The organism is Sphingobium xenophagum, assembly GCF_002288285.1.
Taxonomy (GTDB): domain Bacteria; phylum Pseudomonadota; class Alphaproteobacteria; order Sphingomonadales; family Sphingomonadaceae; genus Sphingobium; species Sphingobium xenophagum.
The window spans coordinates 1,131,682-1,152,911 of the sequence record NZ_CP022745.1 but is presented as its reverse complement, the minus strand read 5'-3'; the positions used below and the strand labels follow the sequence as shown (position 1 = coordinate 1,152,911).

Here is a 21,230-nt window from a genome sequence, read left to right as displayed (position 1 = left end):
CGGGATGTTGATCGTGGAGACAGTGGTTCGGATTCGGCGTGAGCATGCAGCGGGTAAGGCGATCAAGGCGATCGCTCGTGACCTTCGTTTGTCGCGGAAGGTCGTCCGCAAAGCGATCCGGTCGCCGGAGGCGGCGTTCAACTATCAGCGCAAAGTCCAGCCGCTGCCGCGGATCGGTCCTTATCAGGATCGTCTCGATGCGCTGCTTGAGGAGAACGAAGGTCGCGGCCGCCGCGATCGGCTACGGATGACGCGTATCCATGACCTGCTGGTGCGCGAGGGGTTCGATGGATCCTATGATGCGGTGCGCCGCTATGCGGCGCGCTGGCGTGCTGCGCGGCGGAAGGATGCTGGCGAAGGCGCACCGGCGTTCATCCCGATGACCTTCCAGCCGGGTGAGGCCTACCAGTTCGACTGGAGCCACGAGGATGTGGAGATCGCCGGCAAGCCGATGCGGGTGAAGGTGGCGCATATGCGTCTCTGCGACTCGCGCGCACCCTATGTCCGGGCCTATCCGCGCGAGGGCCAGGAGATGCTGTTCGATGCCCATGCCCGGGCGTTCGCGTTCTTCGGCGGTGTGCCGCGACGCGGTATCTACGATAATATGAAGACGGCGGTGACGGCCGTGTTCACCGGCAAGGAGCGTGTGTTCAACCGCCGCTTCCTGATCATGACCGATCATTACATGGTCGAGCCGACCGCCTGCTCGCCGGCGGCGGGATGGGAGAAGGGCCAGGTCGAGCAGCAGGTCCAGACAATCCGAGGCCGCTTCTTCCAGCCGCGGCTCCGGTTCGCCAGCCTGGCCGAGCTCAACGGGTGGCTGGAGGCCGAGTGCCGGCGCTGGGCCGAGCATCATGCCCATCCCGAACGCGGGGATATTACCGTCGCCGAGGCGCTGGATATGGAGCGACCGGCCCTGCAGCCGATCCTGGCACCGTTCGACGGCTTCCATGAGAGCGAGCATGCCGTCACCGGCACCTGCCTCATCAGCTTCGATCGCAACCGCTACTCGGTCATGTCGACGGCCGCACGCCGGACCGTTCAGGTGCGCTCCTATGCCGATCGCATCGTCATACGCTGCGGCGATGCGATCGTCGGGGAGCATGAGCGCCACTTCGGTCGGAACCGCACGATATACGATCCCTGGCATTATCTGCCGGTCCTCGCGCACAAGCCCGGCGCGCTGCGTAACGGCGCACCGTTCCAGGACTGGGATCTGCCGCCCGCCCTGCACCGATTACGGCGAAGGCTCGGCACCGGGGACGAGGCCGATCGCAGGTTCGTGCGGGTCCTCTCGGCGGTGCTCACCGATGGCCTGGAGCCGGTAGAGGCTGCCGTGCGCGAAGCGTTGGCGAACGGAACGGCCAGCGACGAGCTGATCCTCAACATCCTCTCCCGGCGCCGCGAGCCGGCGACACCCCACAGCATCGTCACTTCGGAAGACCGGATGCTGCAGCATCCTCCGCTCGCCGACTGTGCCCGCTATGATCTGCTGCGAGGCTATGATGCAGCGGCATGATATGATCGACACGATGCGCGGCCTCGGACTCAAGGGCATGGCGGCGGCGTTCGACGAGGCGGTCACCACCGGCCTCCAGCGCAAGCGCACCACCATGGAGATACTGACCGACCTGCTCCGTGCTGAGGCGACCCACCGGGATGCAGCCTCCATCCGCTATCGGATGACGGCTGCGAGGCTGCCCGTGGTGAAGGACCTGGAGCGGTTCAGCTTCGAGGGCACACCGATCAATGAGGAGATGATCCGCTCCCTTCACGATGGCTCCTTCCTCCCGCCTCGCCGCAATATCGTGCTGGTCGGCGGCACGGGGACAGGCAAGACCCACCTCGCCATCGCGATCACCGCCAATGTCGTGCGAAGGGGCGCTCGCGCCCGCTACTTCAACACCGTCGATCTGGTGACACGCCTCGAAGAGGAGACCCGGATCGGCAAAGGCGGGACCCTGGCGGCGCAGCTGTCGCGGCTCGACCTGATCGTTCTCGACGAGCTCGGTTATCTGCCGTTCGCCCGCTCGGGAGGGCAGTTGCTGTTCCACCTCATCAGCAAGCTTTATGAGCGGACCAGCGTCATCATCACCACGAACCTCGCCTTCGGCGAATGGCCGACCGTGTTCGGCGATCCCAAGATGACCACGGCGCTGCTCGACCGCGTCACCCACCACTGCGATATCGTCGAGACGGGCAACGACAGCTGGCGCTTCAAAAACCGCAGCTGACAGCCACCTTCGGCGCCTTCAAAAATCTATCTTGCGCTGCGCGCGCCTCCGGTCGGGCTACGCCCGCCCTCCGCCGCACGCAGCGCAAGGCCATCTTCAACAAACCAGCATCATATTATCTGAAAAGGGGGTCCCTCTTCGACGCCGATCGGGGGTCCCTTTTGAACGCCGTTTGACAAAAATGCCAGCGAAGCAGCAGAGCAGAAGATGCGGCGGATGGCTCCCCCGATTGCGCCGATCACGGTACGCATTCCCGATGCCTGCCGGATGATCGGGATCGGTCGATCCAAGATGTATGAACTGATCCAGGAGGGGCGGATCGAGACCGTGAAGCTGGGCACCAGCACGCTGGTTGTGGTCGAGAGCCTCACGACGCTGATCGAGGGGATCAGGCAAGACCAGCTTAAAAGCAGAGTTCAATTCTGACCAAAGCTTCTACCTTGCTCCGTCGAATGTGGCCGACGTTAGGGCAACCGGCCACGCCTGACCAGCACCTCTGCCTTGAAGTCACCCAGCGCGAGCTTCGCCGGGTTTGTGTGGCCTTCATTCTTTTCGATCCATCTGATCGCGTTGTGTCTGCTCTGAAGAGATAGGTACGACTGGTCGCGCTATCACCGTCCCTTCGATAACGGCACGATCCGGCGCGACACATTTGCCATAATCCAGTCATCTGAACCGCTCCGAGCTTGCTCGAAGGTTATAAGTCGCGGAAGATATCGTCCGCTTGTGGGGCATGCGGATCTACGGCTGAATGAACGGATAGGGTCGATGGCCGTAGGCGACACCTGGTACGAAGCCGTCATTCCGAATCGACTCGCTAAACGGCGGTTGCTGACAATAGCCGACGTTCGCACACTGGACCATTGAGAGCCCTCGAATGCCGCCGCCTCAGCTCACGATTGGGCGTGATAGCCGCTCGCGGTGACGTGCTAGTCGGTGGCGATGGCTGTCGGTCAATTTGATGGGAGAATGCCAGTGCAGTTCAGCACGCGCTTGATCGCTAAGCGCCGGCGAGAACTCCGGTTCTCCAACATCGTTGAAGGTGATGAGTGCCCTGTCGAACGCGGCGTCCCACAACGCGGAAAGCAGTAGGCCGTTATGCACATCGAGCCGCTCCGCGTCGCTTTCGCATTCCGCCCAAGGAATGATGTGCGACGCGCGCAGCAAGGGAGGGTCGGAGATGCCTGTCAGGGGGCAGCGGCCTTGCCAGTAATCCAATAGTCGGCTTCGGAAGATATCCTGGCCGATCCGCTGCACGACCAGGCGCTCGACCTCAGTGGTCGTCGGTAGATTCCCCGCACGCTGCTCGAAGTCCCGCAAGGGCGCATCTGGGAGACTGATCGCCAAGGAGTAAACACGATTCAGCGCCGCATAGAGTTCGCTCAGCGTGGCGAAAGCGTAGCGGCTTGTGCCGGGACCGGGCGTGGTGCTGGTAGGCCAACCCAATTCAGCAACAACGCCGGCATGGTCGGTGGCGAGAAACCATGGCCCGTGGCTGCCTTCGGCGGCCAAATAGATAGCGCCGTGGGCGGTCGTGGACGCGAAAGATCGCCACCCTGCCTCTTCGCCCAAAACGCGGCGGAAGCCGTTTTGCGAGGCTGCTTTCTCGCATTCTTCCCGGACGATGAAGGATTGGGGAGCCTCAAGAGCCATGTCGAAACTCAAATATCCATCGCAAACAACCGCATTTCTGCCGGTGTCGAACTCATCTGAAGCCGGACGTAGCGTTCGTCCTGCAATTCAGGCGGCGGGGCGGTGGTCGTCGTTACGATGTATTGAAAACACGGAGTTCCTGTTTCCTCCCACTGATGTACGAGGTTGAACAGGCCGGCATAGAGCTGCCCATCCAGGTCGGCTTCGCGCGGGCTGTCGTGGATAAGGAAGGCCGGCAGATCGGCCTGTTCCTCAATGGCCATATGCAGTGCCGCGAGGTCGAAGGCGACGATCTTGAGCGAGTCCAGAGCCGCGGTGGATACCTCGCCTCGTCCTGCGAACTCAGCATCGACTTTCAGGCCGTGGCCATCTAACTTAATTGCGCTGGTAATTCCCTCGGGTAGCCAGGCAGCCATGACGCCTTGATAGCGCTCCTCCAGCGTCCTGATGGCGACACGCGCCCGCGTACGCCCGGCATCCAACTGCGCGCGAACGGCATCCAAAGCCGCAGTTCCGGAAGGAGCAGGTCTTTCATTCTTCGCGCTCTCGCGGAGCGATCGCACATCGTCGAGCATGCGTCTCGCACGATATATTCTGTCCTGAATCTCCTTCGTCACGGCGTGCGCGGCGCGGGTGGCGTCATCTGCGGTTTTGACCTCAGCCTCCAGCGCGAGCCGCTTCGGTTCCAACTGCTGAATCTGTGCCCCAACGAGCTTACTCTCCTGCTCCGCACCGCCGGCTTCAGCATCCAGATCGGCGGCCTTCTTTTGCTTGTCTGCTATGGCTGACTTCAGTGCGGCCATATCACATGGTTCGAGCGAAATGCCGCATCCGTTCGCCTTGATCTCGTCGATGCTGACTCGGCACACGGGGCACACCCTGATCCGGCCTTGCGTGATGTCGATCTCACCCAGGTTGGCTTCGGAGCGGTAGCGTTCGGCCTCGCCTCGCTTGAAACGCGCGTCGTTGTCCAACTGCTGCTGTTTCATCGTCAGCGTTTCCCGCTCGGCATTGAGGGCCTTTTGGCGAGTAAAGATGGCTCCAACATCGGGAGACTTTGGGACGGCTGTCCGCATGGCTTCGGCCAGCGCGGCCTCTGCCAACGAAACCAACCCCTTCTGGTCTATCGTGTCTTCGAACCCGACCTCATCGCTGGACCCCAATGCCAGCCTTACCGCCTTTAAGCCGTCAGCATATCGTTGTTGCTGATAGGCATGGCGGCGGCGCTCGTCCTCGACCGTGGCCACCAGCTTCCGCTCACGGGCGGCGGCCGCACGCTCTTCCGCATCGAGGGCGCGCAAGGCAAGGCGAACCATGGTCAACTTTGCGGTTTCGCCCAGAACCTGTGCGCGGGAACGGGTCTGGGTCTGAGACGAACGCCAGGCAAGGATGTCGGCGAGACGGCATTCCTGATCGCGCGTCAGCCAGGCCCGAAGCACATCCCAGACCTGTTCGCGGCCGATCTCCGGCGGCGTCGCTCCCGTCAACGTCGGGAAGAACGTGCCGATGATGACAGGATCGATAGCTCCTTGGTCGCCATCGCTACGTCCCCGCGCTATCGCGTCTTCGATGGTGTCAGCCTGAACGACAAATTCTCCGCCCGGCAGCCCCAGCGGGCGGATGGCGACCCAGCATACACCGTCGATCAGAATCTCGGCCGCGAACAGACCATCGGGAAGTCGCGTCATGAGGCGCAACCGATGGGCGTCGGTTGCATAGCTTGGTTCTCCGAGACAGGCCCGCACCAGGCGACAGAAGGTGGTCTTGCCGCTGCCATGCGCCAGGGCTCGGCGACCGCTGCTCGTCATGTCCGGCGTCCAGACGATGTTGAGGCCGGGTTTCAGCGGCACATCGCGTATGAGGGTCTGGCAGTTTTCGAAAATCGCTAGGCGGCGAATCCAAAGGCGAGGGCCGGCCCGGCCTTCTGGCGCCTTCGGCGGTGTCATAACAGGGGCGAACAGGTCGGCCTGACTAGCCATGGTCGAACCTCGCCCAGATCACATTGTCTTCCTGCGCGACGGCGGCGGTGAGCTTGCCGATTTCCATGCCCCGCACCGCACGCATTGCGAAGAGGACTCGCTGGGCATGGATAGAATTAGCTTCCAATCCTGCCGAGCTGAAATGCTGTCCTCGCGTCCAAGTCCCATCGGCGCTTTCTGCCAACTGGCCTGATGTAATCAGCGTCTCGAACATGGACCGCCATGCCGCATTAAGATCAGGGCGCAGCCGAACGGCGCCCTGAGGCGGCTGCGCCTCGGAACCGACGAGCCTGACCCATTGATCTCGGTCGCTTGCGGTGAGCAAGGGTGTGAGCAACGCGGGTTCCGCGAGGCTAGCGATGGCGAAGCGGATGTGCGTGCCATCGGTCGCCGGGTCCATCTGCCAAAGCGCATATTGTGCCGCGTAGCGGAGCCGGTCGCGGGGTTGAACGGTGGCCGGCCAATTCCATGCGCTGTTGGGGAGGCTGTCGAGTACCGGCAGTCCGATAAGCGGAGTATCTTCGACACTGGAGGGGTGACAAAGACTCAGGTCCGCTGGTGGCGGAGAAAGCGGGGAAATGTATGCGGTTCGCGCAGCCTTTGCTTCGGTCATGGCGTCGTAAGCGGCTAAGACGAGCCGTTTGGTGCGGAATTCGTCATGGTCGCGTTCTTCATACTTTCTAAGCACCGTGAAGGAGTTGAGAACCCATTCCGACTGTTCTTTGGTTAGGCCGTAAAGGTGCAGCATGGCTGCGTTGATCTCAGCATGGATGGCCTGACGGCGACCCTCGTTCCAAATGAATGGAGCGCCCTCAAACCCTAGGTCGCATGCAAATGCCTCTAGCTCAATGTTCGTATAGCAGAGTTCAAGAACGCGCGGTAACAACCAAGAAGCCGGTGTGGCACCAAGCCATAATAATTCATGATCAAGATGGTCAGGAGTCAAAACCGGGGCCTGCTCCAATACAAAAAACTTGATATTCATCGCGCGTTGGCGAACAGCATAATCGACGACAAGAGAACCCAGCACTGCCGACAGTGCCGCAAACAGATTTGGTGGCTGGTCTACGAAAAGGATTGGAGCTTTATCGCCGGTTGCGGTCTTAGGAATTACGGTTCCAATCAAGGTTCGTTCTGATATCCCGACGTCTCTCCAAGAGAAGAACCAGGTTCGGTCTGCCTGATCGCCTAGGACCCTGTCCGTCAATTCCGCATCGACCCAATATCTCGGCTCTACCCTGTATTCAGGGTTGCTATGCTGATCATTTGTTACTCTTGGAAGAACACCTTTATTTGCTTGCTTTTCGGTTTGCGCCTCGTAGGTTCCATAACGATGATCGAAATGCCAGTACATTTTACCCTCGTAGAGAGGGTATACGCGACGATCGTCGCTGAGAATGGCAAGCGCGCCATCGCGTTTTAGGATTTGGCTTTCGATGTCTGTGTGATCGAGGAAGTGCTCTGACGCACCAGACATGTGGAATAGCGTTGCCATGGAAGCTTTCCATGGGTTCGCCGTGACGGTGTTTCCATCTTTCTCGATCAAGATCGGTGCTGCCATATGTATCGACGCCGTAACCTTAGCGTCTTTAGACCAACGGAAGGCCGGGAGATTTAAGGTGTTCGGATTGATGGCCTTGATCTCATCAATGGTCAGGGCATATCGCCTCTCAGGATCGGCAATCTCGGACGGCTGCCGGATGTGCGCCGTGAACCATGGCTGATCAATATTGACTCGCGTCCCACCGATCGTGAGGAGGCCGAACTTCGTTTCATTATGAACGTCCTTGAATATCTTGTCTTCGTTCTCGAAGCCGTAGAATGAGATCAAAGACTTCTCAGACAATAGGCGGCGCAGGAATTCTCTGTAGGTGAAGCCGACCACCAGGCCATTGGGGATGATCAGACCGGCTCGTCCGTTGGGGTGAAGCGCGGCCCATGCGAGATCAGTGAACACGGCATAGGTGTTTACGTCGCCCACGCCTCCGAGCGGGAAGCGGCCGGACTCTCGCATGAAGTGGCTTTCGTTGGCGGCCGATCTCAATGCGTCCCGCCATTCTTTGGCGAGGCGCGGGTTGGTTTCGTGCAGCTTTTCGATCAACCTCTTGCGTGCTGCTGCATTTTTCGCAGTCGCGATTTCAGCATCCTTGAGGGCGAAGAACTCTTCTTCCTGCAGCTTCACTCGTTCCCATGGCGGGTTGCCAAGGACCACATCGAACCCGCCGCGCTGCATTACGTCCGGGAATTCCAGCGGCCAATGAAAGGCGCGAGCTCGGCCTGCAACAGTCGCCTGCCCAATGATCGGCCCCCAGACCTGCCCGTCATCCAGCGCTTGCCAGACGTCCGAGGTGGTTGGAACCAATCGCGTGCCCCGCGAAGTTGGGGCGCCACCGGTCTTCGGCAAAAGGAAGGCTGCGATATAGAGGTCGCAAGCCATTTGCGCCTTGTGGAAGGCCTCGCTTTCACGGATCGACCGGAAGCGACGATCCTTGTTGATAATATCGTCGAGCGTGTCTTCGCCCAGCGCCCGAAAGCCGGTGTATTCCGTGGCAATCGGTCGGATGGCCGGCAAACGGGATCGACCACCTGTGAAATCCAGGCTTCCCTGACCAGCTTTCTCGTCCCGGTTGGCGCGGGTATAAAATTTCGTGGTGGCCTTATCGTCGCCTGTCAGCGGTTTGTAGGCAGCATCGGGGATGCCATGCTCCAGTACCTTAAGATCAAAAACCCCCAGCAGCGCATCACCACAACGGATCTGTGCGTCGAAAAAGCCGAGGGGAAGGCCGGGATCCACAGTTTCGATCCAGAGCGCGACCTTGGTCAGCTCCACCGCCATCGGATTGCGGTCCACGCCGTGCAGGCAGGACCGCGCGACATCGCGCAGGGCATGACGGAAATCGGAAAGCGACGGCGTGCCATCAGCTCGAATGCGGGCCACCCGCGTGGCAATGCGGCGGGCAGCAGCCAGCAAGAAGTGGCCCGAGCCGCAGGCGGGGTCGATGACAGAGAGTTTCAGGAGCGCTGCGGCGGGGTCGTCCGCCTCGGCCTCGGTCATGTCCAGCACGGGGTCGAGTGCCGTGTCGAGCAGCGCCTGAACGAGGCTGTCCGGCGTGTAATAGGAGCCGGTTGTCTTACGCTGGTTGCCCTTCTGCTCTGCCGCCTCCGAGGCGAAGTGCAGGGTCTTGCCGTCCTCGCCAAGCTGCGGCTGGAGTTCGAGCAGGGATTCATAGACCGAGCCAAGCTCCTCGGTCTCCATCGCGCGCCAGTTCACCGGCGTCATGCCGGCTTTGTCGGAGAGCCAGGAGAGGCGATAGAGCGCCTCCATGAAGGCGCGATTGCGCAGGCGCGCCGTTTCGAGATGCGGCAGCTTGTCGTCGGTGAAAAGGCCGCCGAGCGCCGGAAGGCCGAGTGCGCTCTGGCCATGAGCCAGCGCGCGGAAGACGATTTTCACGCCTTCATAGCGGTCGTGATGCTTGTCCCATGTGGCCGCGCGGACGCATGAGGCGCGCAGTGCCGCGAGGCTGTAGCCTTCGCGGTAGAGCTTGCGCGCATCCTGTGTCGCCGTTTCGGGATGGAGCAGGTTCCGGTCCTCGGCCACCATCAGAAAGATCAGGCGATAGACGAGGCGCAAAAGCTCGTTGAACCACTCGGTGAGATCAATCTCGCCCGATTTCAGGCGCGTCGCGAGATCGGGATTGGCTTCGAGGAAACCCGAGCCGAGCATCTGGAGCGCGATCTCCACCTGCGCGGCCAGCCGGTCACGTGCGGCTTCGCCTTCTCGGGAGCCGGCCTCACGCCAGCGCTCCAGCGCGCAATCCGTGGCCGGGGCGCTAGCAGTACCGAACCGTGTGCGGTGGATCAGGGACCAGAGGACCGCGAAGGAGGCAGCGTCCTCGTTGGTGAATATCTGGGCGAGATCGGCTTCCACATAGGCTGGCCGCGTCAGCGAGGCATTGTCGCGCATGAGACGCAGGACGGTCCCGTTCGTGACCAGTCCCCAAAGTGCGTCGTCATGGTCGTTGAGATAGTCCTGAAGCGCGAAGGCCGGAGAGCGCGAACGGTCGGTCGAAAGTGTTGGGCTGCGACGATCGAGCTTTTCCTCGGATGGCGGCACGACGACAATCGGCACACGGCTGCCGGCGAAGAAAGAGAGCGTGCCATCGGCCGGGACGAGATCGTCGAAGCCGAAGGTCTCCGCGAGAAAGGCACGGACAAAGCGACGGGTCGCCTCAACCGAGGGATTTTGGAGATTCGCGAAGGCATCGAAATGGGACTGGCCAACGCGGAAGGAAGTTGAAATCTCCTCGCGGATCGTCAGTCCCTTGCGGATGCGATAATCCTCTTCCGCCTGCTCGGAGGCCTGCCGGCGGTCGATGCTGGCAACCATGGCCGGGGCAATGAGGTTGCCTTCCAGCGTGAGGGAAGGCCATGCCGACATATCGGTGACGGGTTTACGCGCCATGGCTCAGGCCTCCCCCGGCATCAGTGTGAAAAGACCAATGACGTCAGGAGGCAGCACGGCCTCCACGGTGACGCGGGATGCAGATCCAGAGGCGATGCGGAGGCGAGCGTGATCCTGCATAAGCTCTTCAGCACGAGACCGAACGAATTCGGCGATCGATCCTTCGAGCAGGCTGGGCAGCTCCTCCTTGGCTTTGGCGATGAATCTGTCCCGCGCGACAGGCGCAAGATCGGCCGTCGCGGGGGTATTGAGCAGCTCTCGCGCCTCTTCGCCGACCGCCACGATCCGCGTCCCCTGAACCGCCACCAGAGCCGCTTCCTCCGCCAGCAGCAGCCGCTCCTTGCGGGCATGAACGGTCAGCTTGAAACGGATACGCAGGAGCGCCAGGCGGGTCACTTGCTGGACGGCGGCGGTCGGCCAAGCGCCCACACGACCGATGCCCAGCCCGGACAAGGACTCAGGATCGAGCGATGCCTCCACCAGCGCCTCGGCAAGCGTCGCTGTCAGCGGATGTGTTCTGGTGAGTAACGCTGTGCCTGATGGCGCCGGCTCCATCGTCGCCAGGCGTACCGATCCTTTCAAATCGTGTTCGGCCAAACGCTCGCGCAGCCCGGCATCGAGGGCGTCAACATGGGCCAGAAGCATGGCTTTCCTGGGTTCTAGCGGTATGCCGAAACGCGCCATCGCTCGTTCGACGAAAACGCGCGCATCAGCAGGGGAGCCGAGCAGCGCACGGACCTTTTCCCATTCCGGCGCGACTTCCTGCGGTTTCATGGCGTTCTGTGCGAAACGCGCCCGAGATTTCCGCTCGTTTTCAGAAGCGTCACGCCACCGCGCTTCCACGGCTTTCACGCTGTCCTCGAAGCGAAGATCGAGCGTAAGCTGGGGGCTTCCACGACGCCGCAGCATCATCGATGCCATAAGTGCGTCCGTCACAGGTCCGCGCTCTTCCGGGAGTGGTACGGTCACGCCCGTTGCCTTGCGGATTTCTTCGGCCTTCCGAAGGATGACCTCAAGCACGGCACCGTCGATGGCGCTGTCCGGCGAGAACATCATGATCGACCGGACAAGGTCCGCCGGCTGGCCGAAACGATCGACACGCCCTTCGCGCTGCTGGTGCCGGGTCGGATTCCACGACAGGTCGTAGTGGACGACTGTATCGAATAGCTGTTGCAGGTTGATCCCTTCCGAGAGGCAATCGGTGGCGACGAGAAGGCGCTGGGTCGGCTTTTCCTCGTCCAATGGGGCCATGTCGGCCACACGATCGCGGCGTTCATCCGGCGTAAGAACACCCGTCACAGATTCGATGGTCAGCCTCGGGAAGGCTTTGCGCAGACCATCGCGAACATGTTCGGCCGTTGCCAGATAGCGGCAGAAGACGACGGGATTTGCACCCTTTTTGATAATCGGTGTTAGCGTCTCGATCAAAGCGGCCAGCTTCGGATCGCGCTTGCCGACCAATTCCTCGGTGCGCTTCACCAGTGCGAGGAGCGCCGGATCGACATCGAATGCCGTGCCGGGCTCGAGATCGACAGCGTCCTCTTCGTCTCCATCGTCATCGTAAATTTGGGGCTCGAGGCGTTCGCTCTCGCTCGACAAGCGGTTCCGCAATGCGCTCAGGGCGGCGGCCGGCGAAGAGCCGACGCAGCGCATCAATGCCAGCGTGCCCCAAAAGGCGAGACGTTGTTCCCGCTGCCCTGATCCCGCCTGGGAGACAATACCGAAGCAGTAGTCGAGAACGGCTTCCTGAAAATCTCGATGGGCGTCGGACAAATGATAGGCAAATTCGGTGGTTTCATGTTTCGGGAAGGCGCGCTCCTCGTCCCAATCTCCGGTGACGAGATCGATTCTGCGCCGTTGCACGAAATGCCGGGCCAGACGTTCACGATACCGCGTGTCTTCGAAGTCCATCGAGGCGAATGACGGATCGATCAGCGAGAGGAGGCGCGCGAAAGCCTCCTCATCACCGGAATGCGGCGTAGCGGTCAGAAAGATCATCGGGCGATCCGGATTCCGAGCCAGGCCTTGCAGAAGATCGAAGCGCTGCTGCTTGCCCTTATGTGTTCCCACGCAGGCATGGGCTTCATCGACAATGATGAAGTCCGGGCAAGCGCGCGCGAAACCCTCGCGGCGTTTCTCAGCCTTGATGTAGTCAAGGCTGACGACCGTGAAGGGATAGGCCTCAAACAGAGTCTGGCCGAGTGGCAGACCGCGTTCCAACCGGCTCGCAGTGCTGGAAGTGACCGGAACAGCGTCAATCCCGAAGCGGGCCTTCAGTTCTCCGAGCCATTGTTCGACGAGATGCGGTGGGCAAAGCACCGAAAATGCATCTACTTCGCCCCGGTCCATCAGCTCGCGCAAGATGAGGCCGGCTTCGATCGTCTTTCCGATGCCGACGTCATCCGCGATCAGAAGGCGCGGCGCCGCCATACGAAGCGCCATCAGTAGAGGAACAAGCTGATAGGTTCGTGGTTCAAAGGCGAGCTGGGCAGCAGACCTGAAGGGGCCTGCGCCACGGCGAAGCGTCAGGCGCATCGCATCAGCCAGCAATGCCGCTTTGGCTTGAACCGTCGCCGCCGCATCGACCGGGAGATCGAAACGGGCGGGCTCAACCGGCAAGAGTTCGAACGCTGGGTCGAGGACGACGGTATCGTTCCCGCCGCCTGAGAGGGGGCGGAGCGCCAGTATCCCATCTCGGGGCGACGGTAACGCAACCCACTCACGTCCGCGTGCTCGCACCAGGTCTCCCGGAGCAAAATTCATCGTCATCAGCTTATTCCCCGAACATCGAGCGCATCGCGTCGGGTACACCCGCGGCGACAGCTTCTGGTAACTCGAACAGCGTCCAGCCTTTGGCTTCCGCTTCTTGGCGAGTTGTCTCCGTCAGGGGAGAGATGCACGCGGCTACGAAATGACTGCGCCATGCGAAACTCATTTCCTGATCGGAGAATTTGATGGCGGATCCATCCGAGGCAGGAAGCCCTGCTTCCTTAAAGGCGTTCACCCATTCTCCGGCCTCTGCAGCCTGATCCGCGGTTGCGAGCACCACCTGGCCTCGTGCCAGGTCGACCAGCATCTGTTTGGTTTCATCGCGGGTGCGGTCGATCAACTCGTGATCGGGTTGGTTGAAATAGGAAAGCAGGCAACGATAGCAGCCACGGACACACGACTCCTCGCCGTGGCTGACGAGCAGCTTGGCATCGCCAGCGGCGATAGCATCATCGACCCGGTGGAAGTGCATCAGGATCAGCGCCTCTCGGGCAACCCTCCCGAGGGCCTGAGGATCCTCGATCAGACGGCTCAAAACCCCCGCGCCACCTTCTGTGGCTTCGTAAGCTAGGACAGCTCGACGATTGTCGCGGGCCGGGAGCGGTTCGCCGAGGATTTCGCCTTCTTCCAATTGGAAGACGACCTCTATGCCCCTCATGAAAGCATGTTGAACCGTCGCGATGGTCTCTGGCGCATAGGCCGTGGGATCATTGAAACGGAAGAGAAGCGCGTTCTTGTGATCGCGAACGATGGGAACGATCCGAACCGGCTTCACGACATCGGGCGGGACATCGACATCGGGGTCTTCATCATTTGACTTCGCCCAATACCCGCTCCGTGGATCGATGTGAAAGCCGAAAACGGTCTGATTTGCGCGCCGCTTTAGTCCTTTGTTGATGCGACTGATCTCGGCACTGTTTGCGTATTGCAGATTGAAGATCGAGACGTCGTCGCAGCGGAAATGAGCTTCAGTGATTTGTGCGCGACCATCTCGTTTCGGCCAGGAGAATACGGTCTGGATGTCAAAGCCCTGCCGGACACGTTCTTCATCGTTCGCCGTGATCCGTTCAGCCGGAGCAGCTTCCACATTGTCGATCCGGAGCGTCCGCTGTACCGGCACCTCACCCGCCATCGGGGCATTGCAGGCGTGGCAGCGCTCGACCTCGCCGTCGTGACAGGCGCCGCAGTTCGAGCAGATGAAGATGTCTTTCGTCGCCAGTTCCGATCCATCTCCCGTTCGGACTTCTGGCGGCAACTTCGCCTTCATGACCCGGTAGGCGCGCCCTTCGTGATAAATCAGGCTGCGTGGTCCAAATTCCGAAATGGCGAGGAAGCGGGCGCGCTGGAGGAATGAGCCAGCGTTGCCCTCTCCAGGGATAAAGGCGTAGAGAGGCAGGCGCGGGAAATTGTAGCCCGGCAAAAAGCCTTCCGTCGCAAGATAGCGATAGGAATAGAAGTCAGAGCCGTTCGAGGCTTTGCCCTGTTCAAGAATGGTGATCTGGTCGCTTGCCTGCATCTGTGCCGCTTTGATGCGACGGCGATCCGCGCCCGAAAGGCCCGTGATCTCGGAGCGTGCGTTGGCCTCCATCAACTGTGTTCGGGCTGAGTTGTAGAGTTCCCGCCAGCGATCGAAGGCGAGGTCGAAATCCTGCGGCGCTCGTTGGGCCACCGCAGATACGAAATCGTCGGGATCGCTCATCCAAACCGGCTTACGGCCATCCACGGATGCAAGAATCTGATCGAGAACGCGCTTCATCGGGGCGTGTGCCGCGGTGGCCAGTGCTGGCCGATCGATGATGTCTTGAATCTCTTGCTTCAGTGGGTAGCCTGTCTCCATCAGATTGAGAATTTCCGGGATGTCCGGCGACAGGGCGAGTTTCGCTTCGGCTAACCAGATGGCATGAAGGTGTGAACGAATTAGCTCTTCGTTGGTGATGTCGAGAGCCGGCGGGCGGACAACACCGGAGACCATTTCGTTGCGCCGCTCGAAAAAATACTGGTCGTGCGGCGATTGGGCGGCGCAATAGGTCACAATGACGGCGGCCTGTCCGGAGCGCCCGGCGCGGCCAGCGCGCTGCGCGTAATTCGCCGGCGTCGGTGGCACGTTGCGCAGATAGACAGCATTGAGCGCCGAGATATCAACGCCTAGCTCCATCGTCGGAGAGCAAAAGAGGGCAGGTAGGAACTGTTCCGACTCTCCCACAGCATTGAGTTCGGCAGCGTTTGCGGAAAGGTTCTCCCGGTCTTCCTTTTCGTACCTGAAACGCCACTCGCGCCATTCGCGCTGCCTCTGCGATACTTGGGCCGTATGTTCACGGCCTTCGAGTCCCCAAAAACTGCTCCCGCCCGCTTTCAGATCGGCGGCAATGTCATGGTAGAGATCGTGGAAGTAGCGATTTCCTTGCGCCATGCCTGCTTGGATGGCTTCGCCCGGTATGATCCGAACGGCTGACGGCGATAAACGCCAACCTTGCAAATCCGCCTCTATATCGACGCGGGATACCAGACCCTCGCGGGCCAGCAGTTCCATCAAGCCCGTCAAGACGGTCAGGTAGTCATCCTTGCCGAGCTTGTTTCCTAGGACGGTCTTGCGATTGATGAGGCGGCCGATACGGGAATTATGTCCTGCGCGGACAATCGTCTGCTCTTCCCGGAGCCCAACCCGGTCTTTGCCTGGAGCTTGCAGGAAGAGTGTCGTGCGGCTTCTGGGCGTCTCCTTCGCGTCGATGGACCAAGGCGCGCGCAGGAGATTCCGGGATTTCTGGGCAACGGTGTCGAGGACGGTCAGATCAAGCGCCTCGGTTCCGACGGCGAGACCATCGAGCATGGCGCCGAGGATCGTTTTCAGCATCTCCTTGCGCTTCGAAACGTCCAGCGTGGCAATATCCGGCAGGATGGCCGCAAGGCGCTCCGTATCCTCTGCGACCTCGTCGAGACCGATGAACGCAACATCAATAAGCTTGAGGACGGAGAGGCTCGGGTTTGTGTAACGCCATCCCCGGCGCAGGTCTGTCCAGAGCCTGTGGGCAAGGACCTTGGCGAGGGACCGCTGAGCGTCTTCCCGAACCACGGCTCCTGCGTCGGGATCCAACATCCAATGGATGCGAGCCTCCTTGTTGCTCGCGGTGAAACCGAGAGCCTTTACGACCCTCAAACCGAATTCGTCTTCGGTAATGCCGTCGTCACCGGCGTCCAGGACGGCGCGCAAGATCGCGCCACGCAGGAGGCTAACGAAAAGGAAGTCGTTGAAGTGACCCGCCTGAAGCGCAGCGTCCTGGCGATTATCCGTGAAGCCGAGGAGTTTGCGTTTCTCTTTTGGGACACCGCTGTTGTGGCCGTTCATCCATTCCAGCGCTGTCGAAACCAGAAGCGTCGTGGCAGAGCTTCGCCCTTCGCCTGAGAGGCCAGCGAGTTTAGATCGCTCCCGCATGCTGGGATGCGGTTGATCAAGGCAGCAAGGGCAAAAGCCGAACTTGCCAGGTATGAACCAGAAGGCTTCGCCGGTTGATGCAGGGCGACCATCGGGGGCGACGGATACCATCTGCGGCACTCGGCCCTTTCTATTCACCCGCAGTCGCTCGACACCCTTGCGCTCCTCGCGCCAGTCTTCGGGAAAGGTTTCGATTTCGCCCGTGAAGGCATAGTCGGGATCGCCATCGCCGGTGGGGTTAGATAACCCGCAGCGTCACTCTCCTGGCCATCGAGGGGCGCGTCGTCGATATTCCTCGGAACGAACAAAGTGCCCAAGGCATCGTCGGTTCTGGTGACGACGTGAACCTCATGCCCACACGCTCGGCAAAAGCGAGTGGGATAGAGGCGATGGCCCGGCGTGCTAGGATCTTCGAGTTGACCCTCGAAGAGCACGCTTCTGGGCTTTTCGGTCAGTGTGGTAAAAACCTCGCCCGCACCCGAGATAAACTGATGGAGCTTGAATGCCAAGAATGCACCGGCTCCCTGGCCCCCTCGATCCGCCTCCGGCAGGCTGATCCGAGTGAGGAACGACTCAAAATGGCTTCGGCAAGTTTCGATTTCTACGCCGCTATCCTTTGACAGGAGCGCGACGGCTTCCCCGAACGGAATTGGCTTCTTGCGCTTGAGCTCCTGCGCGTCATCCAGGCCGATCGCCAGCTCAGTCCAAACCGCGAGAGGGTGTTCCTTCAGCACCTCATCAGTCAGCACGTCTGGCGGAGGAGACGAGAGTGCCGATGTGAGTTTCGAACGCACATCGTCCAGCTTCAGTCGATCATCTGTGGCGCGTTCCAGCGACTCGTCGATGACCGACGCCGGCCCGATGGCCGTCCCGAAAAGGCGGGATGCAACATTTGCTACGGCTTGCGCACGATTGGTATCGGACCCTTCGCTTGCCATGGTCGCCGACGTGCCGATGCAGATCGGTGCTTTGTCTGGCGTGCAGCGATTGCGAAGCCGACGGACGAGAATAGCCACGTCGGCGCCTTGGCGGCCGCGATAGGTATGCAGCTCATCGAGGACGATGAACTCCAGACCGCTTGCGTTCTCTATGACCTTGGTGTCGAGGCTGTCTTGCCGCGTCAGAAGCAATTCGGCCATCATGAAGTTGGTGAGCAGAATGTCCGGCGGATTGTCGGCGATCCGCTGCCGTTCTTCCGGGCTTTCCTGTCCGGTGTAGCGTCGCACTACCGGCCTTAGTTCAGCGGGTAGCCCGGATTGGGAGATGAACTTCTCGATCTCATTCATCTGGCTGTTGGCCAGCGCGTTCATCGGATAAACGATGATCGCAATGGTTTTGCGTGGTTTTCCTGCTTTCCTGGCGCGAATAATCGCGTCGACCACCGGCACGAAAAAGCAGAGCGACTTTCCCGACCCTGTTCCGGTGGTGACTACATAGCTTTGACCCGCCCGAGCTTTGGCGATTGCTTGGGCCTGATGGCGGTGAAAGCGCAGCGGCGTTGGCCCAAACCGGAATACCCTGCCGGTTGCTTCATCGAGATCGCCTGAGGTGACGAGCTCATCTGCTGTTGGCCCCTGCAGGAAGCGCGGGTTGATGGACAGCAAGGCATCCGGCCAAAAGCGACCTTCGTCATATTGCCGATCAATCTCGGACCTCAGATCATCGGATCGAACGACACTAAAAGATCGCGAGAAACGGGCGTAGGACTCAATAAGTCGATGGTCGAATTCGAACGCCTTCATTGTCAGAAGATCCCCCCGGATACTTTTTCTATACGCAAAATTCTATTCTGAATCATTAGGCTGTGCCCCACAGAGATGAGAGGGGCGCCGCTGCCAGCCTGTCGCCGAACGGCACGAAATCGGTACTGTCATACAGCACCACGCCATAGGCGAACCGTTCCTTGCAGGCTTCGGCAAGGGTGCGTAGTCCGGCGAAGTCGCTGGACTTTACCGTGGCTGACGCCTTCACCTCGATGCCCACGATCATACCGTCATCGCGCTCCAATACGATGTCGACCTCGTGCATCTGCTGGTCGCGGAAGTGATAAGGGGTAACCCGCAGGTCAGATGCTGCCGTCAGCTTCAGAACTTCGGAAAAGACGAAGCTTTCCAGCAGCGCGCCAAAGACGCCCCGATCCGCCTTCACTCGCTCGAAGCTCAGACCACGTGTCGTAGCGAGCAGCCCAGAGTCTAGGAAGTGGAGCTTCGGCGTCTTGGCGATCCGCTTCAGTGCATTGGTGAACCAGGGCTGCAGGGTCGCGACAAGGAATACCTGTTCAAGCAGCCCGATGTAGCGTTGTGCGGTCTTATGGCTGACGTCGATGCTCGCACCAAATTGCGAGTAGTTGACCAGTTGCCCCGAGTGCTCCGCCACGAGCCGCACGAATTTCGGCAACTCGGTCAGCTTCTCGATGTCCGCGATATCCCTGAGGTCGCGGGTCAGCACAGAGGTCAGATAGGACCGTGCCCAATCCTGCCGCCGTCGCTCGGTTTCACGGCTGATCGCCTCAGGGAAGCCGCCTCTCAGCACCAGTTCGACAAGGTCGTCACCGAGGATCGCCTGCTTGTCGGCTTTAAGCTTACCATCGAAAAGGCGGTCCAGGAAGGTTGGCGTCCGACCGGTGATCTCAGCCTGTGCCAGTGGCAACATGTGGATCGTTTCCATTCGGCCAGCCAGGCTGTCGGCGACACGCGGCAATGTGAGCACATTGGCGGAGCCGGTGAGGAGGAAGCGTCCGGGACGATAATCCTCGTCCACCGTCTTCTTGATGGCCAGCAGCAGGTCAGGTGCGCGTTGAATCTCGTCGATGACAGCTTGGTCAAGACCGCGAATGAAGCCTACGGGATCGGACTGGGCGGCAGCGAGAACCGTCTGATCGTCGAGCGTGATATAGGTCCGGTCGACTTCCCCCATCTTGCGTACGAGCGTGGTCTTACCCGCCCGACGTGGCCCTACGATAAGGACTACCGGACTGTCCGAAAGGGCCTCTTCTGCCCGGCGCTCGACGAACCGTTCGTACATGCGAATCCAGTGCTTGGACGATTGGAATTTGATGTCATGATATTTGGAAGTTTATGGGCAGGCAATTGGAAATTAAAGACTCGCATTGCCGGTTGAGGATAGGCGCTCGGCTAAGGGGCCAGCGAACAAATCGGAAGCATAACACTGGCTCTCGGTTGCGTTCACCCTTGCGCGACGCGCGCTGCGCAGGCGAAGGTCGGCCTCAGCTAATCAGCGGCGGGCCTATCGGCGGGATCGGACATTCACGGGATTGAGTTAGAACGGCTGCCATTGGTCGGAAACTGCCGCGATATGAGCATCGGCCATTCCTCCATCTCAGCACTGAGCCGGACATTCTCTACCAGCAGGATCACGCCGACCTTACCTTCATATTCCCTCAATGTCCGGTGAGCGGCGCCCCTGCTAACTCCTCCAGATAATCGGACCATGCTTGCATCATCGTGACGCGCTCGTCCCAATATTCTCCACGGGCGTAGGCGCGCCGGACCGCGTCTGCTTCCGCATGTGCTAGTTGCCTTTCAATCGCATCTGGGTGCCACTTGCCCATCTCATTGAGCAACGTGCTCGCCATGGCGCGAAAGCCGTGGCTGGTCATCTCGTCACCGGAGTAACCTAATCGACGCAGTGCGCCGTTTAGCGCATTCTCGGACATCGGGCGTTTGATGGATTGGAAGCCGGGAAAGACGAACTTGCCCGTGCCGGTGACACCATGGATCGACGCCAGGATTTCCAGAGACTGCCGGGATAGCGGCACACGATGCGGACGCCGCATCTTCATTTTTTCGGCCGGGATCGACCACAGCGCCTTGTCGAAATCGATTTCTGTCCATTCCGCATGGCGCAATTCACCCGGCCGAACAAAAACATGGGGGGCGAGCCGCAGAGCCGCCCTTGTGACCGCGTGTCCGTCAAAAGCCTCGATCGCACGCATCAGCGGCCCGACCTGCTGACTGTTGGTTATGGCAGCGAGATGCTTCACCTTAGGGGTGGTCAGGGCGTCGCGCAGATTGGCGGATAGATCATGCTCCGCCCTTCCAGTGGCTATCGCATAGCGAAAAACCCTGCCGCAGACGCTTCTCAGCCGTCTGGCGGTTTCGTGTCGGCCGCGCCCCTCCACCTGACGCAGTACTGCGAGCAGTTCCATGCTTGTGATTTCGCTGATCTTGCGATCGCCCAACGAAGGGTATGCGAACTCGAGCAGCCATTTCACCTTCCCCAAGGTGATGTCGGCAAGCCCTTCGCGCTCCCGCTTCGCCAGCCATTCTTCTGCTACGGTCCGAAAGCCAGTGGTTGCTTCGAATGCCTCGCGTGCCTCGGCCTCCTTGCGCGTTGCTGTCGGGTCCGATCCGGACGCCAGCAGCTTGCGGGCGGCCTCTCGCTTCTCTCGCGCTTCCGCCAGGGTGATCAACGGGAACACTCCCATCGCCATGGTCTTGGCCTTGCCGCCGAAGCGATAGTTCATGCGCCAGTAGCGGCCGCCCTGAGGCGTGATCAGAAGGTAGAGTCCATGCCCGTCCGCCAGCTTGTAGGGCTTTTCGCGGGGCTTCGCTTTGGACAGCGCGAGGGATGAAAGAGCCATGAGGGTATCTCCTTTGGCCATGTTGGCCGATACCCTCGAAGATACCTTCATGTACCCCGAATTCACAAATCCACCGGCGGAAACCAGTGGACGCCAGACA

Annotated in this window: 11 protein-coding genes; 3 read left to right on the top strand and 8 right to left on the bottom strand. The window is 60.5% G+C overall.

Going from position 1 to position 21,230, the window contains the following annotated elements; translation table 11 throughout:
• The first annotated feature begins 4 nt into the window (after nucleotides 1-4).
• The 3 genes from istA to CJD35_RS05545 all read left to right on the top strand — a co-directional run bounded on the left by istA (nucleotide 5) and on the right by CJD35_RS05545 (nucleotide 2,660).
• Nucleotides 5-1,519, top strand: coding sequence for an IS21 family transposase (gene istA, locus CJD35_RS05555; protein ID WP_021238707.1), 1,515 nt, complete (start codon nucleotides 5-7; stop codon nucleotides 1,517-1,519).
• On the top strand, nucleotides 1,506-2,234 hold the full coding sequence (gene istB / locus CJD35_RS05550; RefSeq protein ID WP_031304487.1) for an IS21-like element helper ATPase IstB: 729 nt from the start codon (nucleotides 1,506-1,508) through the stop codon (nucleotides 2,232-2,234). The genes istA and istB overlap by 14 nt, the downstream gene beginning before the upstream one ends.
• Before the next feature lie 216 nt (nucleotides 2,235-2,450).
• Complete coding sequence (locus CJD35_RS05545; protein ID WP_338057762.1) at nucleotides 2,451-2,660, top strand: helix-turn-helix domain-containing protein; 210 nt, start codon at nucleotides 2,451-2,453, stop codon at nucleotides 2,658-2,660.
• 462 nt (nucleotides 2,661-3,122) lie between these two features.
• On the opposite strand, the gene CJD35_RS05540 is transcribed toward CJD35_RS05545, so the two are convergent.
• The 8 genes from CJD35_RS05540 to CJD35_RS05510 form a co-directional block, all read right to left on the bottom strand.
• The gene (locus CJD35_RS05540) at nucleotides 3,123-3,899 is read right to left on the bottom strand and encodes an HNH endonuclease (protein ID WP_244917224.1); all 777 of its coding nucleotides are present in this window, start codon (nucleotides 3,897-3,899) and stop codon (nucleotides 3,123-3,125) included.
• Nucleotides 3,896-5,866 carry a DUF2326 domain-containing protein gene (locus CJD35_RS05535; protein ID WP_157742286.1) on the bottom strand — a complete coding sequence of 657 codons (1,971 nt, stop codon included), beginning with the start codon at nucleotides 5,864-5,866 and terminating at the stop codon, nucleotides 3,896-3,898. The genes CJD35_RS05540 and CJD35_RS05535 overlap by 4 nt, the downstream gene beginning before the upstream one ends.
• Nucleotides 5,859-10,328 (bottom strand): Eco57I restriction-modification methylase domain-containing protein, encoded by a 4,470-nt coding sequence (locus CJD35_RS05530; protein WP_095686902.1) that lies wholly within the window; start codon nucleotides 10,326-10,328, stop codon nucleotides 5,859-5,861. Before CJD35_RS05530 ends, CJD35_RS05535 begins: the two co-directional genes overlap by 8 nt.
• 3 nt (nucleotides 10,329-10,331) lie before the next feature.
• Entirely contained in the window at nucleotides 10,332-13,097 is a 2,766-nt protein-coding gene (locus tag CJD35_RS05525) for a DEAD/DEAH box helicase (RefSeq protein ID WP_095686901.1), read from the bottom strand.
• Nucleotides 13,098-13,101: 4 nt separating this feature from the next.
• Entirely contained in the window at nucleotides 13,102-16,638 is a 3,537-nt protein-coding gene (locus tag CJD35_RS05520; protein ID WP_216628951.1) for a DUF1998 domain-containing protein, read from the bottom strand.
• Between the two features lie 23 nt (nucleotides 16,639-16,661).
• A complete protein-coding gene (locus CJD35_RS22870; RefSeq protein WP_216628950.1) occupies nucleotides 16,662-18,269 on the bottom strand; it encodes a DEAD/DEAH box helicase in 1,608 nt (535 codons plus the stop codon).
• Nucleotides 18,270-18,324: 55 nt separating this feature from the next.
• Nucleotides 18,325-19,551, bottom strand: coding sequence for an ATP-binding protein (locus tag CJD35_RS05515; protein WP_095686900.1), 1,227 nt, complete (start codon nucleotides 19,549-19,551; stop codon nucleotides 18,325-18,327).
• 376 nt (nucleotides 19,552-19,927) lie between these two features.
• On the bottom strand, nucleotides 19,928-21,130 hold the full coding sequence (locus CJD35_RS05510; protein ID WP_095686899.1) for a tyrosine-type recombinase/integrase: 1,203 nt from the start codon (nucleotides 21,128-21,130) through the stop codon (nucleotides 19,928-19,930).
• Nucleotides 21,131-21,230: the final 100 nt, after the last annotated feature.

Excerpts from the sequence above, each read along its gene's own strand:
- istA (WP_021238707.1), top strand. The coding sequence starts at position 5 with ATGTTGATCGTGGAGACAGTGGTTCGGATTCGGCGTGAGCATGCAGCG.
- istB (WP_031304487.1), top strand. The coding sequence starts at position 1,506 with ATGCAGCGGCATGATATGATCGACACGATGCGCGGCCTCGGACTCAAG.
- CJD35_RS05545 (WP_338057762.1), top strand. The coding sequence starts at position 2,451 with ATGGCTCCCCCGATTGCGCCGATCACGGTACGCATTCCCGATGCCTGC.
- CJD35_RS05535 (WP_157742286.1), bottom strand. The coding sequence starts at position 5,866 with ATGGCTAGTCAGGCCGACCTGTTCGCCCCTGTTATGACACCGCCGAAG.
- CJD35_RS05530 (WP_095686902.1), bottom strand. The coding sequence starts at position 10,328 with ATGGCGCGTAAACCCGTCACCGATATGTCGGCATGGCCTTCCCTCACG.
- CJD35_RS05525 (WP_095686901.1), bottom strand. The coding sequence starts at position 13,097 with ATGACGATGAATTTTGCTCCGGGAGACCTGGTGCGAGCACGCGGACGT.
- CJD35_RS05520 (WP_216628951.1), bottom strand. The coding sequence starts at position 16,638 with ATGGTATCCGTCGCCCCCGATGGTCGCCCTGCATCAACCGGCGAAGCC.
- CJD35_RS22870 (WP_216628950.1), bottom strand. The coding sequence starts at position 18,269 with ATGAAGGCGTTCGAATTCGACCATCGACTTATTGAGTCCTACGCCCGT.
- CJD35_RS05515 (WP_095686900.1), bottom strand. The coding sequence starts at position 19,551 with ATGTACGAACGGTTCGTCGAGCGCCGGGCAGAAGAGGCCCTTTCGGAC.
- CJD35_RS05510 (WP_095686899.1), bottom strand. The coding sequence starts at position 21,130 with ATGGCTCTTTCATCCCTCGCGCTGTCCAAAGCGAAGCCCCGCGAAAAG.